Raw genomic sequence first — 17,186 nt, 5'->3', positions numbered from 1 at the left:
GACATCCGAGGCGGGCCTCACCGGGACATCCGAGGCGGGCCTCACCGGCCCGGACGTCCCGGACCCGGAGATCCCGCTACCAAGCAGATCGGGTTCAGCGCCCGGCGGACCGCCGCTCAGCGGACCACCGCTCAGCGGACCACCGCTCATCAGGCTGACTCCGCGGAGACGAGCTCCGCATAGCCCGGCTTGATGACGTCGTTGATGAAATCGAGCCGCCGGTCGAAGGGCAGGAAGGCGGACTTCATCGCGTTGAGGGTAAGCCAGCGGATGTCGGACCARCCGTAGCCGTTGACGTCCACGAGGGTCGCGAACTCACTCGACAGCGACACGCCGCTCATCAGCCTGTTGTCCGTGTTGACCGTGACCCGGAACTGCAGCCGGCGAAGCAGCCCGATGGGGTGCCGCTCGATGCTTGGCGCGGCTCCGGTGTGCACGTTCGACGAGGGACACATCTCCAGCGGCACCCGGACGTCGCGCACGTAGTTCGCGAGATCACCGAGGATCGCCTTACCGTCCGGATCGACCGTGATGTCATCGACGATGCGCACTGCGTGCCCCAGCCGATCGGCGTTGCACCACTGCACGGCCTCCCAGATCGACGGCAGGCCGAACGCCTCGCCCGCATGGATCGTGAAGTGGCCGTTCGCCCGCTGGATGTATTGGAAGGCATCCAGGTGACGGGTGGGCGGATTACCCGCCTCGGCGCCCGCGATGTCGAACCCGACCACGCCGGCATCGCGCCACCGGACCGCGAGCTGCGCGATCTCCAGCGAACGGGCCTGATGGCGCATCGCGGTGAGCAGGGCGCGAAGGTGCAGCGGTGTGCCGGCCGAACCGGCTCGGAACCCGTCAAGCACGGCCTCGACCACCGCGTCCAGGGACAGCCCGCGCTCGAGGTGCAGCTCGGGTGCGAACCGTACCTCGGCGTAGACGACGCCGTCGGCCGCGAGATCCTCCGCGCACTCCCGCGCCACCCGCATGATCGCATCCTGGGTCTGCATCACCCCCACCGTGTGCCGGAACGTCTCCAGGTAGCGGACGAGCGAACCGCTGTGCGCGCCGCCACGGAACCAGGTGCTCAGGGCGTGGACGTCCGTGGTCGGCAGATCGCGGTAACCGGTCTCGTCGGCGAGCTCTACCACCGTGGCCGGCCGGAGCCCGCCATCAAGATGATCATGAAGCAGTACCTTCGGTACCCGGCGGATATCCTCGACCGTGATCGTCGGGGACCGTGCGTCGTTCGTCATCATGTCCTCCGTCATCGTCTCGACGGTAGGCCACGGGTACGACAGAACAGCGACGGCACGATGACGACCCGGACCGCCGGGACCGGTTCAGCTGATGTGATCGAGGACAAGCGGTGTGCTCGGGGGCGGYGTCGCGGCGACCTCCACCGCTCCCGCCAGGGCCTCCCGGGCCCGCTCGACGCTGGCCGGGTCATCGGTGTGCAGTTCCAGCAACGGCTCGCCGGCCGTGACCGGGTCACCGATTCCCACCCGCCACCGCACGCCCGCCGTCGCGGAGACCGCGTCCTCCTTGCGGACCCGGCCCGCGCCAAGCCGCCAGGCCGCCAGGCCGACCGCTCGGGCGTCCAGGCGGTGGAGATGGCCGGTCGCCGGCGCGGGGACGGTCTCGACATGGCTCGCCGCCGGAAGCGGCGCGTCCGGATCGCCGCCCTGGGCCGCGACCATCGCCCGCCACACCGCAAAAGCGTCCCCGGCAGCCAGTACCTGCGCGGGATCATGAAGAGCACCGGACCGGTGGCCGAGTTCGGCGGCGACGAGGTCGATCATCACCCTGGCCAGCGCGACGGTGACCTCCACCAGATCCGCCGGCCCACCACCACGGAGGGTCTCCACGGCCTCGGCCACCTCCAGCGCATGCCCGGCGGTCCGGCCGAGGGGATGGTCCATCCCGGTCAGCAGGGCCTCGGTGCGGACCCCGGCGGCAACGCCGATCCGAACCATCGTCCGGGCGAGCTCACGGGCCTCATCCACCGACGTCATGAAGGCCCCGGAGCCGACCTTGACGTCCAGGACCAGCGCCGACGTGCCCTCGGCGATCTTCTTGCTCATGATCGACGATGCGATGAGCGGGATCGACTCGACGGTTCCGGTGACGTCCCGCAGCGCGTAGAGCCGGCGGTCGGCCGGGGCGAGGCCGGCACCCGCGGCGGCGATCACCGCACCCACCTCGGCGAGGAGCTCACGCATCCGGGCGGCCGACAGATCCGCCCGCCAGCCGGGGATCGCCTCCATCTTGTCCAGCGTTCCACCGGTGTGACCGAGCCCCCGCCCGGCGAGCTGTGGGACCGCGGCCCCACAGGCGGCGACCAGCGGCACCAGCACGAGCGAGACCTTGTCGCCGACCCCTCCGGTGGAGTGTTTGTCGACGGTGGGACGTCCCACACCGGTCAGATCCAGGCGCTCCCCACTGTCGATCATTGCGGCGGTCCAGCGGTCCAGCTCGGCGGGAGTCATCCCGCGCCACACCACCGCCATCAGGTACGCCGACATCTGCTCGTCGGCAACCAGACCCCGGGTGTAGGCGTCGACGAGCCAGTCGACGGCCCGGGGATCGACGGGTCGACCGTCCCGCTTGGCCCGGATCAGATCGACGACGTCGAAGCTTCCGCTCACGCGACACCCGGCAGATCGTGCGGTCCGAACGCTGCGGGGAGCAGGTCCGCGATGGTGCGCACGCCGTCGCCCATGGCGACGAGCAGATCCGGCCCGCCGTGCTCGTAGAGCAGCTGACGGCACCGTCCGCAGGGCGCCAACGGCGCACCGTCGGAGTCGACGCAAGCGAACGCCAGCAGCCGACCACCGCCTCTGGCGTGCAGCGCCGAGACGAGACCGCATTCGGCGCACAGCCCGAGGCCGTAGGACGCGTTCTCGACATTGCAGCCGACGACGATCCACGGGTCGTCACCGGTGGTACGTCCGGCGGCGTCCGGCAGATCCACGACCAGTGCGGCAGCACCAACCCGCAGACCCGAGTAGGGCGCGTAGGCACTCTGTGCGACACGGACAGCAGCGTTCCGCAACCGCTCCCAGTCTTTGTCGTTCACACTCCACCCCATGTCCGTGGTCCGTTCGGTCGCTGTCGCCAGCATGCCCGACCCCCCACGATCCGGCCACGATGTGATCCCATGGACGCGGGCCCCACCGGCGATCGGAAGGGACGACGGGATGGCAGGCGAGTCCCCGGACAATCCGGGTTCGGCCAGGGCGGTGACCCTCGTCGGGGGACGGTACCGGCTCGACGGGGTCATCGGACGCGGCGGATTCGGCGTCGTGCACCGGGCCACCGACGAGCTGCTCCAGCGCGTGGTTGCAGTCAAGGAAGTACGGCTGCCGCTCGGGGAGAACGCGGACGAACGCGGCCTGACCCGCGAGCGGGTCCTGCGCGAGGCGCGCGCCGCCGGTCGGCTGCATCATCCCGGTGCCGTCGCCGTCCTCGACGTCATCGACGATGGCGAGCTGCCCTGGATCATCATGGAATACGTTGACGGCCGGTCCCTCGCCACAATCATCAACGATCGCGGACCGCTGCCGGTCGAGGAGACGTGCCGGATCGGCATCAGCCTCGCCTACGCCCTGGAGGCCGCGCACCGGCTCGGCGTGGTGCACCGCGACGTCAAGCCGAGCAACGTGCTGGTGACCGCGGACGGCCGGGCCCGGCTGACCGACTTCGGCATCGCGGTCAGCCAGGGGGATCCCCGGCTTACCAGCACCGGGATGGTGATGGGCTCCCCCGCCTACCTGCCGCCGGAACGCGCCCGTGGCGATGCCGGCAGCGCCGCGGGTGACCGGTGGGGACTGGGCGCCACGCTGTTCACCACCGTCGAAGGTTACCCGCCCTTCACCGGCGGTGACCCGATTTCGGTGCTCGCCGCCCTGGTTCAGGGACGACGCCAGCCCTTCCGGCTGGCCGGACCGCTTATACCGGTGATCGACGACCTGATGGCCCCGCACGAGGCGAGCCGACCACCGCTCACCGTCGTACGCAGGCGACTGCGCGAGATAGTCGAACGAGATGCGGTCCGCCGGCCCTCGCGTCCTTCTCGGCCCACTCGCCCCCGCTCATCGACACGTACCACCTCCCCGGCCGCACGGGCCATACCGACCACACCGGCCGAGTCCGCCACCGAAGCCGTCCCCTCCGGCGACGTCACCGGGTTCCCGGAGACCGAGGTCCGGTCGGAGACCAGTGCCGTCTCCGGGATCAGTGCCGTCCCGGCACCGGTGGCCGCCCTGACCACGCCGGACACCGAGACGCGTCAGGACACCGAGACGCGTCAGGACACCGAGACGCGTCAGGACACCGAGACGCGTCAGGACACCGAGACGCGTCAGGACACCGAGACGCGTCAGGAGGCCACGCCGTCGCGGACACCTCGGTCCCGTCCCACCGGGCCGTTGGAGCGCATGCACTCGATCGACCGGATGCGTGCCCTGGGCGGAATCCCGGCCCGGGCCCGGCTCATCGGCCGAGGGCACGGCAACGGTCTCACCGGCGGCGACGTCGAACTGGCTAATCTCTTCGCCACTGCCGCACCGGCCTCCCCGCCGTCGACCGCCCGGCTGCGGCCGGCGCCCGACGGGCCGGCGGGAATCGAGCCGGCAGGAATCGGGCCGGCGGAAGATCCGCCACGCGACCCCGGCGCCGGGGATCGACGTCGCGTGACCATCGCCGTGGCGACGCTCGTGGCGCTGGTCGCCGCCGCGATCATTGGCATCGTGATCGTGGTGACAGGGGGCCCGGACGACAGGAGCCGCGACACCTCGGCCAACCAGACCGGCGGCATCTCGTCGCCGACCGGAGCCGGCGGGTCGGCCCTGGCGGATCCGGCGGCGGCCAGGGACCCCGTCGCCCGGGAAACCACCCCGGTTACGGGCCCGCCTGGCTGGGTGTCCTACGTCGATCCCACCGCCGGCTGGTCCGTGGCGTACCCCTYGGACTGGCAGCGCCGCGAGGGGCCCGGCGGACCCGGAAACGTCGACTTCGTGGACCCGGCTACCCGGTCCTTCCTACGTGTCGGTAGCGTCAGGCAGGCAAACACCTCTGCCATCGGCGACTGGCAACGCAACGAGGCCGGCTTCCGGCAGAGCGTGCGGGATTATCGGCAGATACGGCTGGCTCCCAGCGATGGTGGGGATGRCACCAACCAGGCCGACTGGGAGTTCGGGTACCGCGGGTCGGACGGGGTCATGGTGCATGTGCTCAACCGGGGTGCGATTCGCAACGGCCACGGATATGCCCTGTACTGGCATACCAGGGAGGATCTGTGGCTGCAGGATCAACCGTTGATGCGCCAGTTGTTCGCCACCTTCCGRCCCGGTCCGTGATGTCGGTCATCGATGGATTTGCGGTGCCCGTAGTGTTCGGAAAGATGYGGGCCGTCCGGCGCGCGCATCAGTCCATCTGTCAGACTTGACACGATGGCTAAATCGGCAAGCGTGCCCCCGGACACCTCCCGGCACGGCACACCTCGCTACGTAGCGCAACGCTACCGGCTCGACACGCCCATCGGGCGTGGTGGAGCCGGTGTCGTCTGGCGCGGTGAGGACGAACTACTCCAGCGTCCGGTCGCCATCAAAGAGATCCTCGTGCCGATGGCCGGCGCGCAGAACGAGCGCGACGCGATTCGGGCCCGGGTTCTTCGCGAGGCCCGCGCCCTGGCCAGGCTGCACAGTCCCGCCATCGTCTCGGTGTACGACGTGGTCGAGGAACATCAGCGGCACTGGATCATCATGGAACTCGTCGACGCGGACAGCCTCGGCGATGTGATCCGCAACCAGGGCCCGCTGCCTTTCGACCAGGTCGCCGCGATCGGGCTGGCGCTGACCGACGCGCTCGCCGCGGCTCATTCGGCGGGCGTGCTCCACCGCGACGTCAAGCCCGGGAACGTCCTGCTCGGGCGGGACGGCCGGGTGCGGCTCACCGACTTCGGCATCGCCGCGACCGAGGGCGACGTGACCCTGACCGGCACTGGGGCCCTGGTCGGTTCCCCGGCCTACATCGCTCCCGAGCGGGTCCGGGGCTCCTCCGGTACTCCCGCGAGCGACCTGTGGGGGCTCGGCGCGACGCTGTACTCGGCCGTCGAGGGTCAGCCTCCGTTCGAGGGCCCGGAGACCTACGCCGTACTGACCGCCGTGGTGGAGGGCCGCCGGCGGGCCTTCCGGCTAGCCGGTCCGTTGCGCAACCTGCTCAGTGACCTGATGGACCGGYCGGCCGAGGAGCGGCCCGACGTGACGGAGATCCGCCGGCGGCTGATCCCGATCGCGCGCAATGCGAATCCGGTACCGGCTTCGGTCATGCACGCCCGTCCTCGGACTGACGAGGAGACGGACGCGAGTTCCGTCGACGTCGGCCTGGAGAACCTCGACGACCCGGCCGAGCCGGCAGCAGGCGCCGGACCGGCCGCGGATTCCCGGTCGGGGTCGAGCGGCGGTGTCGCCGGGACCGCGGGAGTCCAGGCGGGCGAGGCAGCTTCGGCGGCCGTGGGAGACCAGGGGGCTGTCCCGGGCCCGGCGAACCGCCCGGCGTCCGCCGCCGCGCCGCCCGTCCCCGCTGACCGCGACGTCACCGTGGATCCCCTGCTCAACCCCCTTGGCGGGGCCGCCGTGGCGGCCGCGGGCGCTGCCGGGTCGCGCACCGGTCGTAGGGAACCCGACCGCGCCGGCCCATCGAACCGCGTGATCCCGCCGGATCGGACCACGCCGCAGAACCGCGCAGCACCGCCCGGCCGGACGCGGCCCGACCCCGACCACGACGCGCCGACCAGCATCGGGCTCAACAGCGTGGCGGGGCCTTCGGTGGACGACGACGTGACCCGCATCGGCGCGGTCACCCCCGTGTCGGCGACCTCCGACCTGGATCTGTTCGACGACGACAATCACGCCGCCGGACTGTTGCCCCTCGGCGAGGCCCGGCGCCGCGCCGAGCCTGCCCGCCACGACGGACACGGTCGCGGACCGGGCGACCCCCAGCGGCGTCGGCAGCGGACGATCGCGGTCGTGGCCGGAGCGGCCATGCTCGTGATGGGCGCGGCCATCGCCCTGACCGTCGGTCTGACCTCCGGCGGCTCGACCCCCGGGCCGAACGATGTCACCGCGCAGCAGACCACGCCACCGCCCATCGCGACCATCGCTTCATCCCCCCCGGCCGTGACTTCACGGTCCGCCGCGTCTGAGGTAGTCGCCCCGGACTCCCCGCGCTATACCCCCCGCCCCCGGCCGTCGTCGTCCGCGACCCCAACGACGACGCCGACGACGGAGACACCCACCCCGACTCCCCAGCCGAGCACCCAGGTTCAGACCTCCCCGCCGCCGACCCAGACACCACCCCCCAGGGTCACCCCCTCGCCGAGCCGGACGGCGCCGGCCTCTCCAGGGGGCACAACGCCGCCCGTCGTTTCGACGACGGCACCGGCGCCGACCGGAACCACCACCTTCGTGCCCTGACGACCCGGTCGAGGGACGGCTCGGGGAGCGGGCCGGCACCGGACGGCGCCGGAACCGGGGGTGGGGCGTCCCAGTGCCGCCTGTGGCCGAGTTCACCCGGACGCGCCCGGCCCGAACATGCCCTCCACCAGGCCCGGCACTAGCATCTGGGTGAGATGCACCATCGTCTCGACGATGTGTCGGGTCGCCAGAGCGCCCCCAGACATGACCTTTCCGGCCCATCGGCTGGGCCGATCCGGAGGAGCTTTCATTGCCGAAGGCACCAGCGGGCACGCTGTACCGCGGTCGAGAGGGTATGTGGTCCTGGGTGGCCCACCGGATCACCGGTGTCCTGGTCTTCTTCTTCCTCTTCGCCCACGTGCTCGACACCGCTCTCGTCCGGGTCTCCCCCACGTCGTACAACGAGGTGATCGAGGTCTACAAGAGCCCGATCGTCAACCTGCTCGAGGTCGGCCTGGTCGCGGCGGTGCTGTACCACGCCCTCAACGGCATCCGGATCATGTTGATCGACTTCTGGGAGTCCGGCCCGAGATACCAGAAGCAGATGCTGTACGTCGAGCTCGTCATCTTCGTCGTGCTGCTGGTTGCGGCCGCCTCCCGCATGCTGCTGCACACCTTCGAGACGCTGTTCGGGAGCACGACCTGATGACGACCGCTCCCCCCGGTGGCCCGGCGGGCCCGCGCGCGCCGGAACTCGTCGCGCCCCGCACCCCCGGGCTCTCCCGCCGGCGGGGGAAGCCGGGCAGCGCCAAGGCGCGCACCAACTTCGAGCTCTACGCCTGGGTATTCATGCGGGTCAGCGGCCTGCTGTTGTTCTTTCTGGTGCTCGGCCACCTGTTCATCATGAACATCCTCGACGGCGGGGTGCAGCGGGTGAACTTCGGATTCGTCGCCGGCCGCTGGGCGTCACCGTTCTGGCGCACCTGGGACCTGGTGATGCTGCTCCTGGCGGAGCTGCACGGCACCAACGGCCTGCGCACGATCATCAACGACTACGCCGGGCGGCCCCAGACCCGGTTCTGGCTGAAGACGCTACTCTATACCTCGGCGTTCCTGGTCGTCGCCCTCGGCACCCTCRTCATCTTCACCTTCGATCCCGACATCTGAACGCGCCGGTGATCCCGTGACCCCAGCATCGGACGGATGGAGGTAGGCGTGCAGGTCCACAGGTACGACGCAGTCATCGTCGGTGCGGGTGGAGCCGGCATGCGTGCCGCCATCGAGGCGGGCACCCGCTGCCGGACCGCCGTGYTCACCAAGCTCTATCCCACCCGCTCGCACACCGGCGCGGCGCAGGGCGGCATGTGTGCCGCCCTGGCCAACGTCGAGGAGGACAACTGGGAGTGGYACACCTTCGACACGATCAAGGGCGGTGACTACCTGGTCGACCAGGACGCCGCGGAAATCATGGCGAAGGAGGCCATCGACGCTGTCCTCGACCTGGAGAAGATGGGGYTGCCGTTCAACCGGACGCCCGAGGGTCGCATCGACCAGCGCCGGTTCGGCGGCCATACCCGCGACCACGGCAAGGCCCCGGTGCGCCGCTCCTGCTACGCGGCGGACCGCACCGGGCACATGATCCTGCAGACGCTGTACCAGCAGTGCGTCAAGCACGACATCGAGTTCTTCAACGAGTTCTACGTCCTCGACCTGCTACTACAGAAGGGCGCGGCGGCCGGGGTGGTCGCCTACGAGCTGAAGACCGGAGAGATCCACATCTTCCAGGCCAAGTCGGTGGTGTTCGCCACCGGCGGTTTCGGCAAGGTCTTCAAGGTCACCTCCAACGCGCACACACTGACCGGTGACGGAATGGGTCTGGCGTTCCGGCGGGGCATCCCGCTGGAGGACATGGAGTTCTTCCAGTTTCATCCGACCGGCATCTGGAAGATGGGGATTCTCCTCACCGAGGGTGCCCGCGGCGAGGGCGGAATCCTACGCAACAAGGACGGCGAACGCTTCATGGAGCGCTACGCCCCAACCATCAAGGACCTTGCGCCACGCGACATGGTGGCTCGCGCCATCTACACCGAGATCCGTGCCGGCCGCGGCTGCGGCCCGGACGCCGACCACGTCTACCTTGACCTCACCCACCTGCCGCCGGAGCACCTCGACGCAAAGCTGCCCGACATCACCGAGTTCGCTCGGACCTATCTCGGCATCGAACCGTACAACGACCCGATCCCGATCCAGCCGACGGCGCACTACGCGATGGGCGGCATCCCGACCAACGTGGACGCGCAGGTGCTCGCGGACAACGACACGGTCGTGCCCGGTCTGTACGCGGCCGGCGAGGTGGCGTGCGTGTCCGTGCATGGCGCGAACCGGCTGGGCACCAACTCGCTGCTCGACATCAACGTATTCGGCCGGCGGGCTGGCATCGCCGCCGCCGAGTATGCGAACGCGAACGCACAGCACGTCGACCTCCCGGAGAACCCGGCGTCGTTCGTCGAGGACCTGCTCGGGCGCCTGCGCGCGGGCGCCGGAACCGAGAACGCGGCCGCGATCCGGCGCGAACTGCAGGAGTCGATGGACGTCAACGCCTCGGTGTACCGGACGGAGGCGACGCTCAAGCAGGCGCTGAGCGACATCTCCGGCCTCAAGACGCGTTACCAGCGGGTGGGCGTGTCCGACCGGGGGCGTCGCTACAACACCGAACTGCTCGAAGCGGTGGAGCTCGGCTTCCTGCTGGACCTCGCCGAGGTCCTGGTCATCGGGGCGATGGCCCGCAACGAGTCCCGCGGCGGCCACTCCCGTGAGGACTACCCGAACCGGGACGACGTCAACTTCATGCGCCACACGATGGCCTACCGGTCGGGGCCGCTGGTGGCCGCCTCGCCGGAGGCGGAGATCCGCCTGGACTACAAGCCGGTTGTCATGACCCGCTACCAGCCGATGGAGCGCAAGTACTGATGACAGTCACCCTCAAGATCCGTCGCTACGACCCGGAGACGGTCGACGAGGCGCACTGGGAGAGCTACCAGGTGCCGTTCGATCCGAGCGACCGGCTGCTCGACGCAATCATGTGGGTCAAGTGGAACCTCGACGGGACGCTCGCCTTCCGCCGGTCCTGCGCGCACGGGGTGTGCGGCTCGGATGCGATGCGGGTCAACGGCGCCAACCGCCTCGCCTGCAAGGTGCTGGTGAAGGACCTCGGCTCGGAGATCACCATCGAACCGATCAAAGGTCTGYCGGTAGAGAAGGACCTCATCGTCGACATGGAACCGTTCTTCGACGCGTTCCGGGCAGTGAAGCCCTACCTGATCACGGACGACCACGAGCCGACCCGCGAGCGGCTGCAGTCCACCGAGGACCGGGCCCGCTTCGACGACACGACCAAGTGCATCATGTGCGCGGCGTGCACCACCGCGTGCCCGGTGTTCTGGACCGACGGCGACTACTTCGGCCCGCAGGCGATCGTCGCGGCCCACCGGTTCATCTTCGACAGCCGTGACTCCGGTACCGACGAGCGCCTGGAGATCCTCAACGAACGCGAGGGGGTCTGGCGTTGCCGGACCACCTTCAACTGCACCGACGCCTGTCCACGCGGCATCCAGGTGACCAAGGCCATCCAGGAAGTCAAGCGGGCGCTGTTGTTCCGCCGCGTCTGAGCCTTCCTCCCGGCCGGTCATGCGGTGTCCACCGCGAGCGCGAACGGCAGCACCGACGGCGCTCCGGCCTGCCGGAGCAGGCGAGCGGCGACCGTCATCGTCCAGCCGGTGACGATCCGATCATCGACGAGCAGCACCGGGCCGCCGAGCTCGCCCAGGGCGGCRGCAAGGGCCGGGGAGACCGTGAACGCATCCCACAGGCCGGCGAGCCGGTGCGCGCTGTTGTGCACCTGCCCGGTGTGCGGCCCGCCGGCGACCCGGTCGAGCTGCCCCAGCAGCGGCAGGCGTCCGATGGTGGAAATGCGCTCGGCGAGGCTCGCGATGAGCCGGGGCCGGCTGCGGGACGCGATCGACACGACGGCCACCGGCCGCCGCTGCCATCCCCAACCGGCGAGCGTTGCGACCACCGCCTCGACGAGATCGCCGGGAAGCGGGCCGTCGAGGGCGCCGGGCACAGCGGCGCCGGGCACAGCGGCGCCGGGCACAGCGGCGCCGGGCACAGCGAGGGTGGCAGACGTGAACATCGGGCGCAGYCGGTTGCCCCAGCCCACATCGCTGAGTCGGGCGAGCGCCCGCCCGGGCTCGGCAGCGGCCGACGCCGGGATACGCCCGGCCAGGTCGACCCCGAGCCGGCCCATCCCAGTCGGCCACATCCGCCGCGGTTCGACCGGGACGCCCGCCCGGCGCAGCTCATCCCGGGCCCGCGTCCGCGAGGACTCCGAGACCGCGGACGACCACGACCGACCGGTGCACCGGTCACACCGCCCGCAGGCCGCCGCGTGGGGATCGTCGAGCTGCCGGCGCAGGAACTCCATCCGGCAGCCGGTCGTCACGATGTAGTCGAGCATCGCCTGCTGCTCCCGAGAGCGCGCCGCGGCGACACGCCGGTAACGCTCCTCGTCGTACAACCAGGGCTCACCGGTACTCACCCAGCCGCCCCTGACTCGCCGGACCGTCCCGTCGGTGTCGAGAACCTTCAGCATCTGGTCGAGTCGGCTGGGGCCGAGGTCGACGGACGCGAGCAACGCCTGGGTCGACAGCGGCCGGTCGGCGCCCGCGAGCACTCCGAGCACCCGGCGGACGACGTGCTCCGGCGGAAAAGAGGTGTCCGCGAAGTAGCGCCAGATGTCCCGGTCCTCAGCCGCCGGGAGGAGCACGACCTCGGCCGTGTCGAGCGCCCGGCCGGCCCGGCCGATCTGCTGGTAGTAGGAGATCGGCGACGACGGAGCTCCGATGTGGACGACGAAGCCGAGGTCCGGCTTGTCGAAGCCCATTCCGAGCGCGCTGGTGGCGATCAGCGCCTTGACCCGGTTCGCGAGCAGATCCTCCTCGGCGACGATGCGCTCGGCCGCCTCGATGCCACCGTGATAGGTGGCGACGGCATGACCCTGACCGCGCAGAAAGATGGTCAGCTCCTCCGCCGCCGCCTTCGTCAGCGTGTAGACGATCCCCGATCCGGGCAGCTCGCCGAGATGGTCGGCGAGCCAGCCGAACCGGTGCTCGGCCTGCGGCAGCGACACGACCGCGAGCCGCAGGCTCTCCCGATCGAGACTCCCGCGTAGCACCAACGTCCCGGCGGACGCCGGGCCGGCGGGAGCGGAGGTTCCGAGCTGCTCACTGACGTCCTCGACCACGCGGGTGTTGGCGGTGGCCGTCGTGGCCAGCACCGGGACCCRCGGACGCAGCCCGGCGACGAGAGTGCGCAGCCGCCGGTAGTCGGGCCGGAAGTCGTGCCCCCAGTCGGAGATGCAGTGCGCCTCGTCGATGACGAGCAACCCGGTGGTGGCGGCGAGCTCGGGCAGGTAGTCGTCCCGGAAGGTCGGATTGTTCAGCCGCTCCGGCCCGACGAGCAGCACGTCGAGCTCGCCCGACCGCAACGCCGCGTAGACCTCGTCCCACTCGGTCACGTTGCCGGAGTGAATCTCGCCGGCGCGGATGCCCAGCCTCGCCGCGGCCGCCGCCTGGTTGCGGATGAGCGCGAGCAACGGGGAGACGATCACCGTCGGAGCAGCGCGTCCCGCTGCGCCGCGGAGCAGTGCCGTGGCGAGGAAGTACACCGCCGACTTGCCCCAACCGGTGCGCTGGACGAGCAGCACCCGGCGCCGGTGGGTCACGAGCGCGTCGATGGCCTGCCACTGGTCCTCGCGCAGCGCCGCGGCCGGCCCGGCAAGCGCCCGCAGCAGCTCCTCCGCGCGCTCCCGCAGCCCACCGGGCCCCGGTTCCGCCGGGTCCGCCAGGCCCGCCGGGAACATCGGGCCCGGCCAGGCCTCCGCCCGATCCGGGGCATGCGCGACCGGCGACGCCGGGCCGGAAGCCCCCGGAAGCGCGGAGGTCGTCTCGTCTGCTGCCATGAGAGGTGTCTACCCGATGCCACCGACAAGATCGGATCGTCCCAGGTCACAGCGGGACGGAGTCACCGTGACGGCTCGGCAGATACCCGATCACGGTAGGCTTCGCCCGGCATGACCGGACAGTGCCTGTCGCCGGGTTCCACCGGTTCGTGCGGCCGGCCGCGGCACCCTCTTCCAGCCGCTCCAGGTAGGGCGCCTGACCACGCTGACTGACCCGGCGACTCGCCCACGACTCAGGAGCGCGTACACATGAGCGAACGGCTGGACGGCACCGTTGCCCTGGTGACCGGTGCGAGCAGCGGCATCGGTGAGGCGACCGCCCGCGAGCTGGCCCGGCACGGCGCCGCGATGGCGCTGGTCGCGCGGCGCGGCGACCGGCTCGAGCGCCTCGCCGCCGACATCACCGGCGCCGGCGGCACCGCCCTCCCCCTCCCGCTGGACATCACCGACCAGGCCCAGGCCGCCGACGCGGTGAAGCGCACCGTGGCGGAGCTCGGCCGGCTCGATACCGTCGTCAACAACGCCGGTATCATGCTGCCCGGGCCGATCCTCGACGCGCCGACCGAGGAGTGGGACCGGATGGTGGCCCTGAACCTGCAGGGCCTGCTGTACGTCACCCATGCGGCGCTGCCGCATCTGCTCACTGCCGCGGACGGCGGCCCCCGCCAGGTCGCGGACCTGGTGAACATCAGCTCGGTGGCGGGACGGCACGCCACCATGGGCGCCGGCATCTACAACCTCACCAAGTTCGGGGTGAACGCGTTCACCGAGTCGCTGCGCCAAGAGGTCACCGCCCGGCACGTGCGCGTCTCGGTGGTCGAACCGGGCTCCGTCGAGACCGAGCTGAGGTCCCATATCCGCGAGGAGATCCGGAATATCGTCATGCGCCGCATCGCCGACATCGAGCCGATGCAGTCCGAGGACATCGCGGACGCCGTTGCCTACATCGTCACCCGGCCGCGGCGGGTCGCGATCAACGAACTGCTCATGCGGCCCACCGAGCAGGTCGGCTGACACCGCGTCGCGCGGGAACCCCTGGCGCCGGACTGGTCGGGCGTGTCCCGGATTTTCCGGGACACGCCGCTCCGCGCCCCCGGAGTGGGCCCACGCGCTCAATCACTCAATTGGGACTCGGTGCGACCACACACGACGATCAACGCGAAGCAGCCGCGCAGGTCAGCCCCTGTTTCCCAACGCCAGGAGAATCACACGACGTAGAGCCGATCATGAAACGGAGCGGTTTCGAAGACTACCGCCGCTTTCGGCATGTCAACGACCCGAATTGATCAGCCRCCTGGATGAGGCATCATCACCGGTATCGCCATGGCGRACGGCCCGTGCGCCGCGGATGCCGAGCCAGCCAACGACGGAGCCGATGGCGAGGGAAGCGACAGTCAGGACCAGGTGGACCGTGAAGAAGCCAGTCGGGCCGTCGTCCCAGGAACGATCATCCTTCCACACGTTCCGCAGGAAATTTGGCCAGATGGCCCACGTCCAGACGCCGACCGCGATCAAGAACCAGGACGCACGCTTCGACAGAGTCACCTCACCAGCCTCGCACTCACAGGCGCCGTGGCCTCTCCGTGGGCGCGCGATTTCAGCCACGTTGATCGACCATAGGGTGAGATGGCAGCCAGATTTTCGACGACCAGCTGCCGAACCGTTCTTGGGCGAGGGGACCACATGGGCCCACCCCGGGGCAAGATGATCGACGGAGGGTAGGGCGGGTGAACCGAAGTTACGATGTCGCCATGACGGAGATGCCGCTCCCACCCGATGACCAACTTGCCGAGGTCGTCCGAGAGGCTGCCGCATCTGGTCAGGTCGTCTACCTGACGGACAAGGGCCAGCGGCTGGCCGCCATCGTGCCGGCCGGTCTCGCCGAACTCCTCGAACGGGGCGAGACGACCAACGGACGGCGCGTGCTCGGCGCCCGGGGCGCAGGCCACAGCGGCCGGCAGGACATCTCCGAACGCATGGAGGAGATCCTCTCCAACGAGGTGGCGTCATAGCCCTCGTAGTCGACGCCGGTACCGGCGAACCCTCAGCGGCCCGATTGGGCCCGTAGCACTGAGGTGACCTCCACCGCCTCAAAGACACGACCATAGCTTCGCCCGGTACGTTCCCGCAGAATTTCCAGCTCCACAAGCCTGGCGACGGCGTTGCTCGCCGCCTGCAAAGTCCTCCCGGTATCTTCACTGACCGAACGCACCGTGACAAACGGACTCCCGATCAGCCCGTCGATGATATCGCGGACCAACCCACCGGTCAGACCCGCCACCTTGAGTCGTCGCACGTATTCGGCCTGGAGACCGAGGAGGTCGTCGACTGTCCGAATAGTCCGCTCACAGGACTCGACCAGACCTTCGGAGAAGAACGAGATCCAGCCGTCCCAGTCTCCCGTTGCGCTAACTTCCCTCAAATGGTCCTGGTACTCTTCCCGACGCACCTCGAACCAGGGCGACACAGCCAGCAACGGCTCCGAGAGTATCCCCTTCCAACAAAGATCGAGGACCACGAGAAGCCGCCCGATTCTGCCGTTTCCATCGTTGAATGGATGAAGAGTCTCGAACTGATAGTGCGCCATCGCCGCAGCCACGACCGGGTCARTGGACTTCGAATCCACGGTGATCCAGTCCAGCAGATCACGTACAGCCGCGTCCAGTTCCAGTCCGGGCGGCGACGGGACGAAGCGAGCGGTGTCGATCRCACCACCGCGGCTTCCGATCGCAACCTGAATCGAGCGGATCCTCCCCGCATCACGGGTGTCCGCAGGAGTTCCACGCACGAGATCTCGATGCACCWGACAAAGCGCGGCTACGGTGAGTGGGCGACCATCGCCTATCCACGCGAAGGCCGCCTCCGCCGCCCGGACATAGTTGAGGACCTCCCGAACCTCCTCGCTCTGCGAGGTCGGCTCTGTGACCTCAGCCGCAAGCACGTCCTCCAGGGGAGCGAAGGTCCCCTCCAACGCGGACGTGCTCTGCGCCTCCGTCCGAAGCGTGGGTTGCAGTAGCAAGGCGGGCTCAGGAATCTGTCGACCAGCCTGATCGAGACGACCGAGAGCGCGCCCCGCGCGGGCCACGTTCCGCCACGTCCCTCCCGCCAGCGCCGGCTCGGYGCCCGCCAGCGGGTCCGGCTGGAAGGCCACATGTTCGTACGCGACGCCCGACCGCCCGTCAGTTCCAGTGATCTTGACGAGATGTCCAGTAGGGCTGCGCTCGAACCGATCCCGATCCACAATCCAAGTCTACGGGCAAGAACTTGAAATCTTCCCACGCGGCTCCAAGTCCGCTTGCAGAGCCCGTCCCAGCGCCACCCCGCCGACCCATCGCACGACATGCCCTTGACTCGCCTCGGTCCGAGCACAGGCCGTCGCCAAAACCACCCCATCCKTCACTGACTGCGATACGGCGGGCTGGAGTACCTAGGTCATGAGTGAAGGCTCTACAAATTTGGCCGTTRCAAGTCGGGTTGTGTACACGGTCGCTTGGCGCCCAAGCGCCCCTGAGTCACACGTCCCGTACGGGGCCTGCGCACGGGATCGGCGCTTATCTCGTCTCGCTACCCCGACCCCCGCAGTAGCTTCCCATTCAAGATCCAATCCAGGAAGAGATTGATTGGCGTMAATCCTGAACAGATCACGTGAAGTGCCGAAATCGAGAAAATATCGCATTCCATTGTCGTAGACACACGAAAGCCCTCGACTCGCGAACGGTAGAAGAAAATCTGCGTTTGCTCCTACTAATGGGAAT

The 17,186-nt window shown here is 69.5% G+C and carries 14 protein-coding genes; 8 read left to right on the top strand and 6 right to left on the bottom strand.

Features of this window, described 5'->3' with window-relative positions; translation table 11 throughout:
• Window positions 1-149 precede the first annotated feature (149 nt).
• The 3 genes from KBI5_RS01610 to KBI5_RS01600 all read right to left on the bottom strand — a co-directional run bounded on the left by KBI5_RS01610 (window position 150) and on the right by KBI5_RS01600 (window position 3,073).
• Entirely contained in the window at window positions 150-1,250 is a 1,101-nt protein-coding gene (locus KBI5_RS01610) for an adenosine deaminase (protein ID WP_011435139.1), read from the bottom strand.
• A gap of 87 nt (window positions 1,251-1,337) precedes the next feature.
• The gene (locus KBI5_RS01605) at window positions 1,338-2,642 is read right to left on the bottom strand and encodes a thymidine phosphorylase (RefSeq protein ID WP_011435138.1); all 1,305 of its coding nucleotides are present in this window, start codon (window positions 2,640-2,642) and stop codon (window positions 1,338-1,340) included.
• A complete protein-coding gene (locus tag KBI5_RS01600) occupies window positions 2,639-3,073 on the bottom strand; it encodes a cytidine deaminase (RefSeq protein WP_035730893.1) in 435 nt (144 codons plus the stop codon). The genes KBI5_RS01605 and KBI5_RS01600 overlap by 4 nt, the downstream gene beginning before the upstream one ends.
• 121 nt (window positions 3,074-3,194) lie before the next feature.
• Between KBI5_RS01600 and KBI5_RS01595 the strand changes: the two genes are divergently transcribed.
• The 6 genes from KBI5_RS01595 to KBI5_RS01570 all read left to right on the top strand — a co-directional run bounded on the left by KBI5_RS01595 (window position 3,195) and on the right by KBI5_RS01570 (window position 11,080).
• Window positions 3,195-5,354 carry a serine/threonine-protein kinase gene (locus KBI5_RS01595; protein ID WP_085014115.1) on the top strand — a complete coding sequence of 720 codons (2,160 nt, stop codon included), beginning with the start codon at window positions 3,195-3,197 and terminating at the stop codon, window positions 5,352-5,354.
• Window positions 5,355-5,447: 93 nt separating this feature from the next.
• Window positions 5,448-7,472, top strand: a complete 2,025-nt coding sequence (locus tag KBI5_RS01590) for a serine/threonine-protein kinase (protein ID WP_085014112.1) — start codon at window positions 5,448-5,450, stop codon at window positions 7,470-7,472.
• 250 nt (window positions 7,473-7,722) lie between these two features.
• Window positions 7,723-8,118 carry a succinate dehydrogenase, cytochrome b556 subunit gene (gene sdhC, locus KBI5_RS01585; protein ID WP_011435134.1) on the top strand — a complete coding sequence of 132 codons (396 nt, stop codon included), beginning with the start codon at window positions 7,723-7,725 and terminating at the stop codon, window positions 8,116-8,118.
• On the top strand, window positions 8,118-8,579 hold the full coding sequence (locus tag KBI5_RS01580; RefSeq protein ID WP_085014111.1) for a succinate dehydrogenase hydrophobic membrane anchor subunit: 462 nt from the start codon (window positions 8,118-8,120) through the stop codon (window positions 8,577-8,579). The genes sdhC and KBI5_RS01580 overlap by 1 nt, the downstream gene beginning before the upstream one ends.
• 48 nt (window positions 8,580-8,627) lie before the next feature.
• Entirely contained in the window at window positions 8,628-10,382 is a 1,755-nt protein-coding gene (gene sdhA / locus KBI5_RS01575; RefSeq protein WP_085014114.1) for a succinate dehydrogenase flavoprotein subunit, read from the top strand.
• Window positions 10,382-11,080: a succinate dehydrogenase iron-sulfur subunit gene (locus KBI5_RS01570; RefSeq protein ID WP_085014110.1), complete on the top strand. Its 699-nt coding sequence runs from the start codon at window positions 10,382-10,384 to the stop codon at window positions 11,078-11,080. Before sdhA ends, KBI5_RS01570 begins: the two co-directional genes overlap by 1 nt.
• A gap of 17 nt (window positions 11,081-11,097) precedes the next feature.
• On the opposite strand, the gene KBI5_RS01565 is transcribed toward KBI5_RS01570, so the two are convergent.
• Complete coding sequence (locus tag KBI5_RS01565) at window positions 11,098-13,332, bottom strand: DEAD/DEAH box helicase (RefSeq protein WP_085014113.1); 2,235 nt, start codon at window positions 13,330-13,332, stop codon at window positions 11,098-11,100.
• A gap of 348 nt (window positions 13,333-13,680) precedes the next feature.
• Between KBI5_RS01565 and KBI5_RS01560 the strand changes: the two genes are divergently transcribed.
• Window positions 13,681-14,445: an SDR family NAD(P)-dependent oxidoreductase gene (locus tag KBI5_RS01560; protein WP_011435129.1), complete on the top strand. Its 765-nt coding sequence runs from the start codon at window positions 13,681-13,683 to the stop codon at window positions 14,443-14,445.
• A 255-nt stretch (window positions 14,446-14,700) separates the two neighbouring features.
• On the opposite strand, the gene KBI5_RS01555 is transcribed toward KBI5_RS01560, so the two are convergent.
• Window positions 14,701-14,976 (bottom strand): hypothetical protein, encoded by a 276-nt coding sequence (locus KBI5_RS01555; protein WP_085014109.1) that lies wholly within the window; start codon window positions 14,974-14,976, stop codon window positions 14,701-14,703.
• Window positions 14,977-15,182: 206 nt separating this feature from the next.
• On the opposite strand from KBI5_RS01555, the gene KBI5_RS01550 reads away from it, so the two are divergent.
• A complete protein-coding gene (locus KBI5_RS01550; RefSeq protein WP_035730898.1) occupies window positions 15,183-15,443 on the top strand; it encodes a hypothetical protein in 261 nt (86 codons plus the stop codon).
• A gap of 32 nt (window positions 15,444-15,475) precedes the next feature.
• On the opposite strand, the gene KBI5_RS01545 is transcribed toward KBI5_RS01550, so the two are convergent.
• A complete protein-coding gene (locus KBI5_RS01545; RefSeq protein ID WP_241882600.1) occupies window positions 15,476-16,516 on the bottom strand; it encodes a Fic/DOC family N-terminal domain-containing protein in 1,041 nt (346 codons plus the stop codon).
• Window positions 16,517-17,186 lie beyond the last annotated feature (670 nt).

The organism is Frankia sp. KB5, from assembly GCF_002099325.1.
Taxonomy (GTDB): domain Bacteria; phylum Actinomycetota; class Actinomycetes; order Frankiales; family Frankiaceae; genus Frankia; species Frankia casuarinae.
The sequence above is the reverse complement of the archived record's forward strand: the minus strand, read 5'-3'. Positions and strand labels throughout refer to the sequence as shown.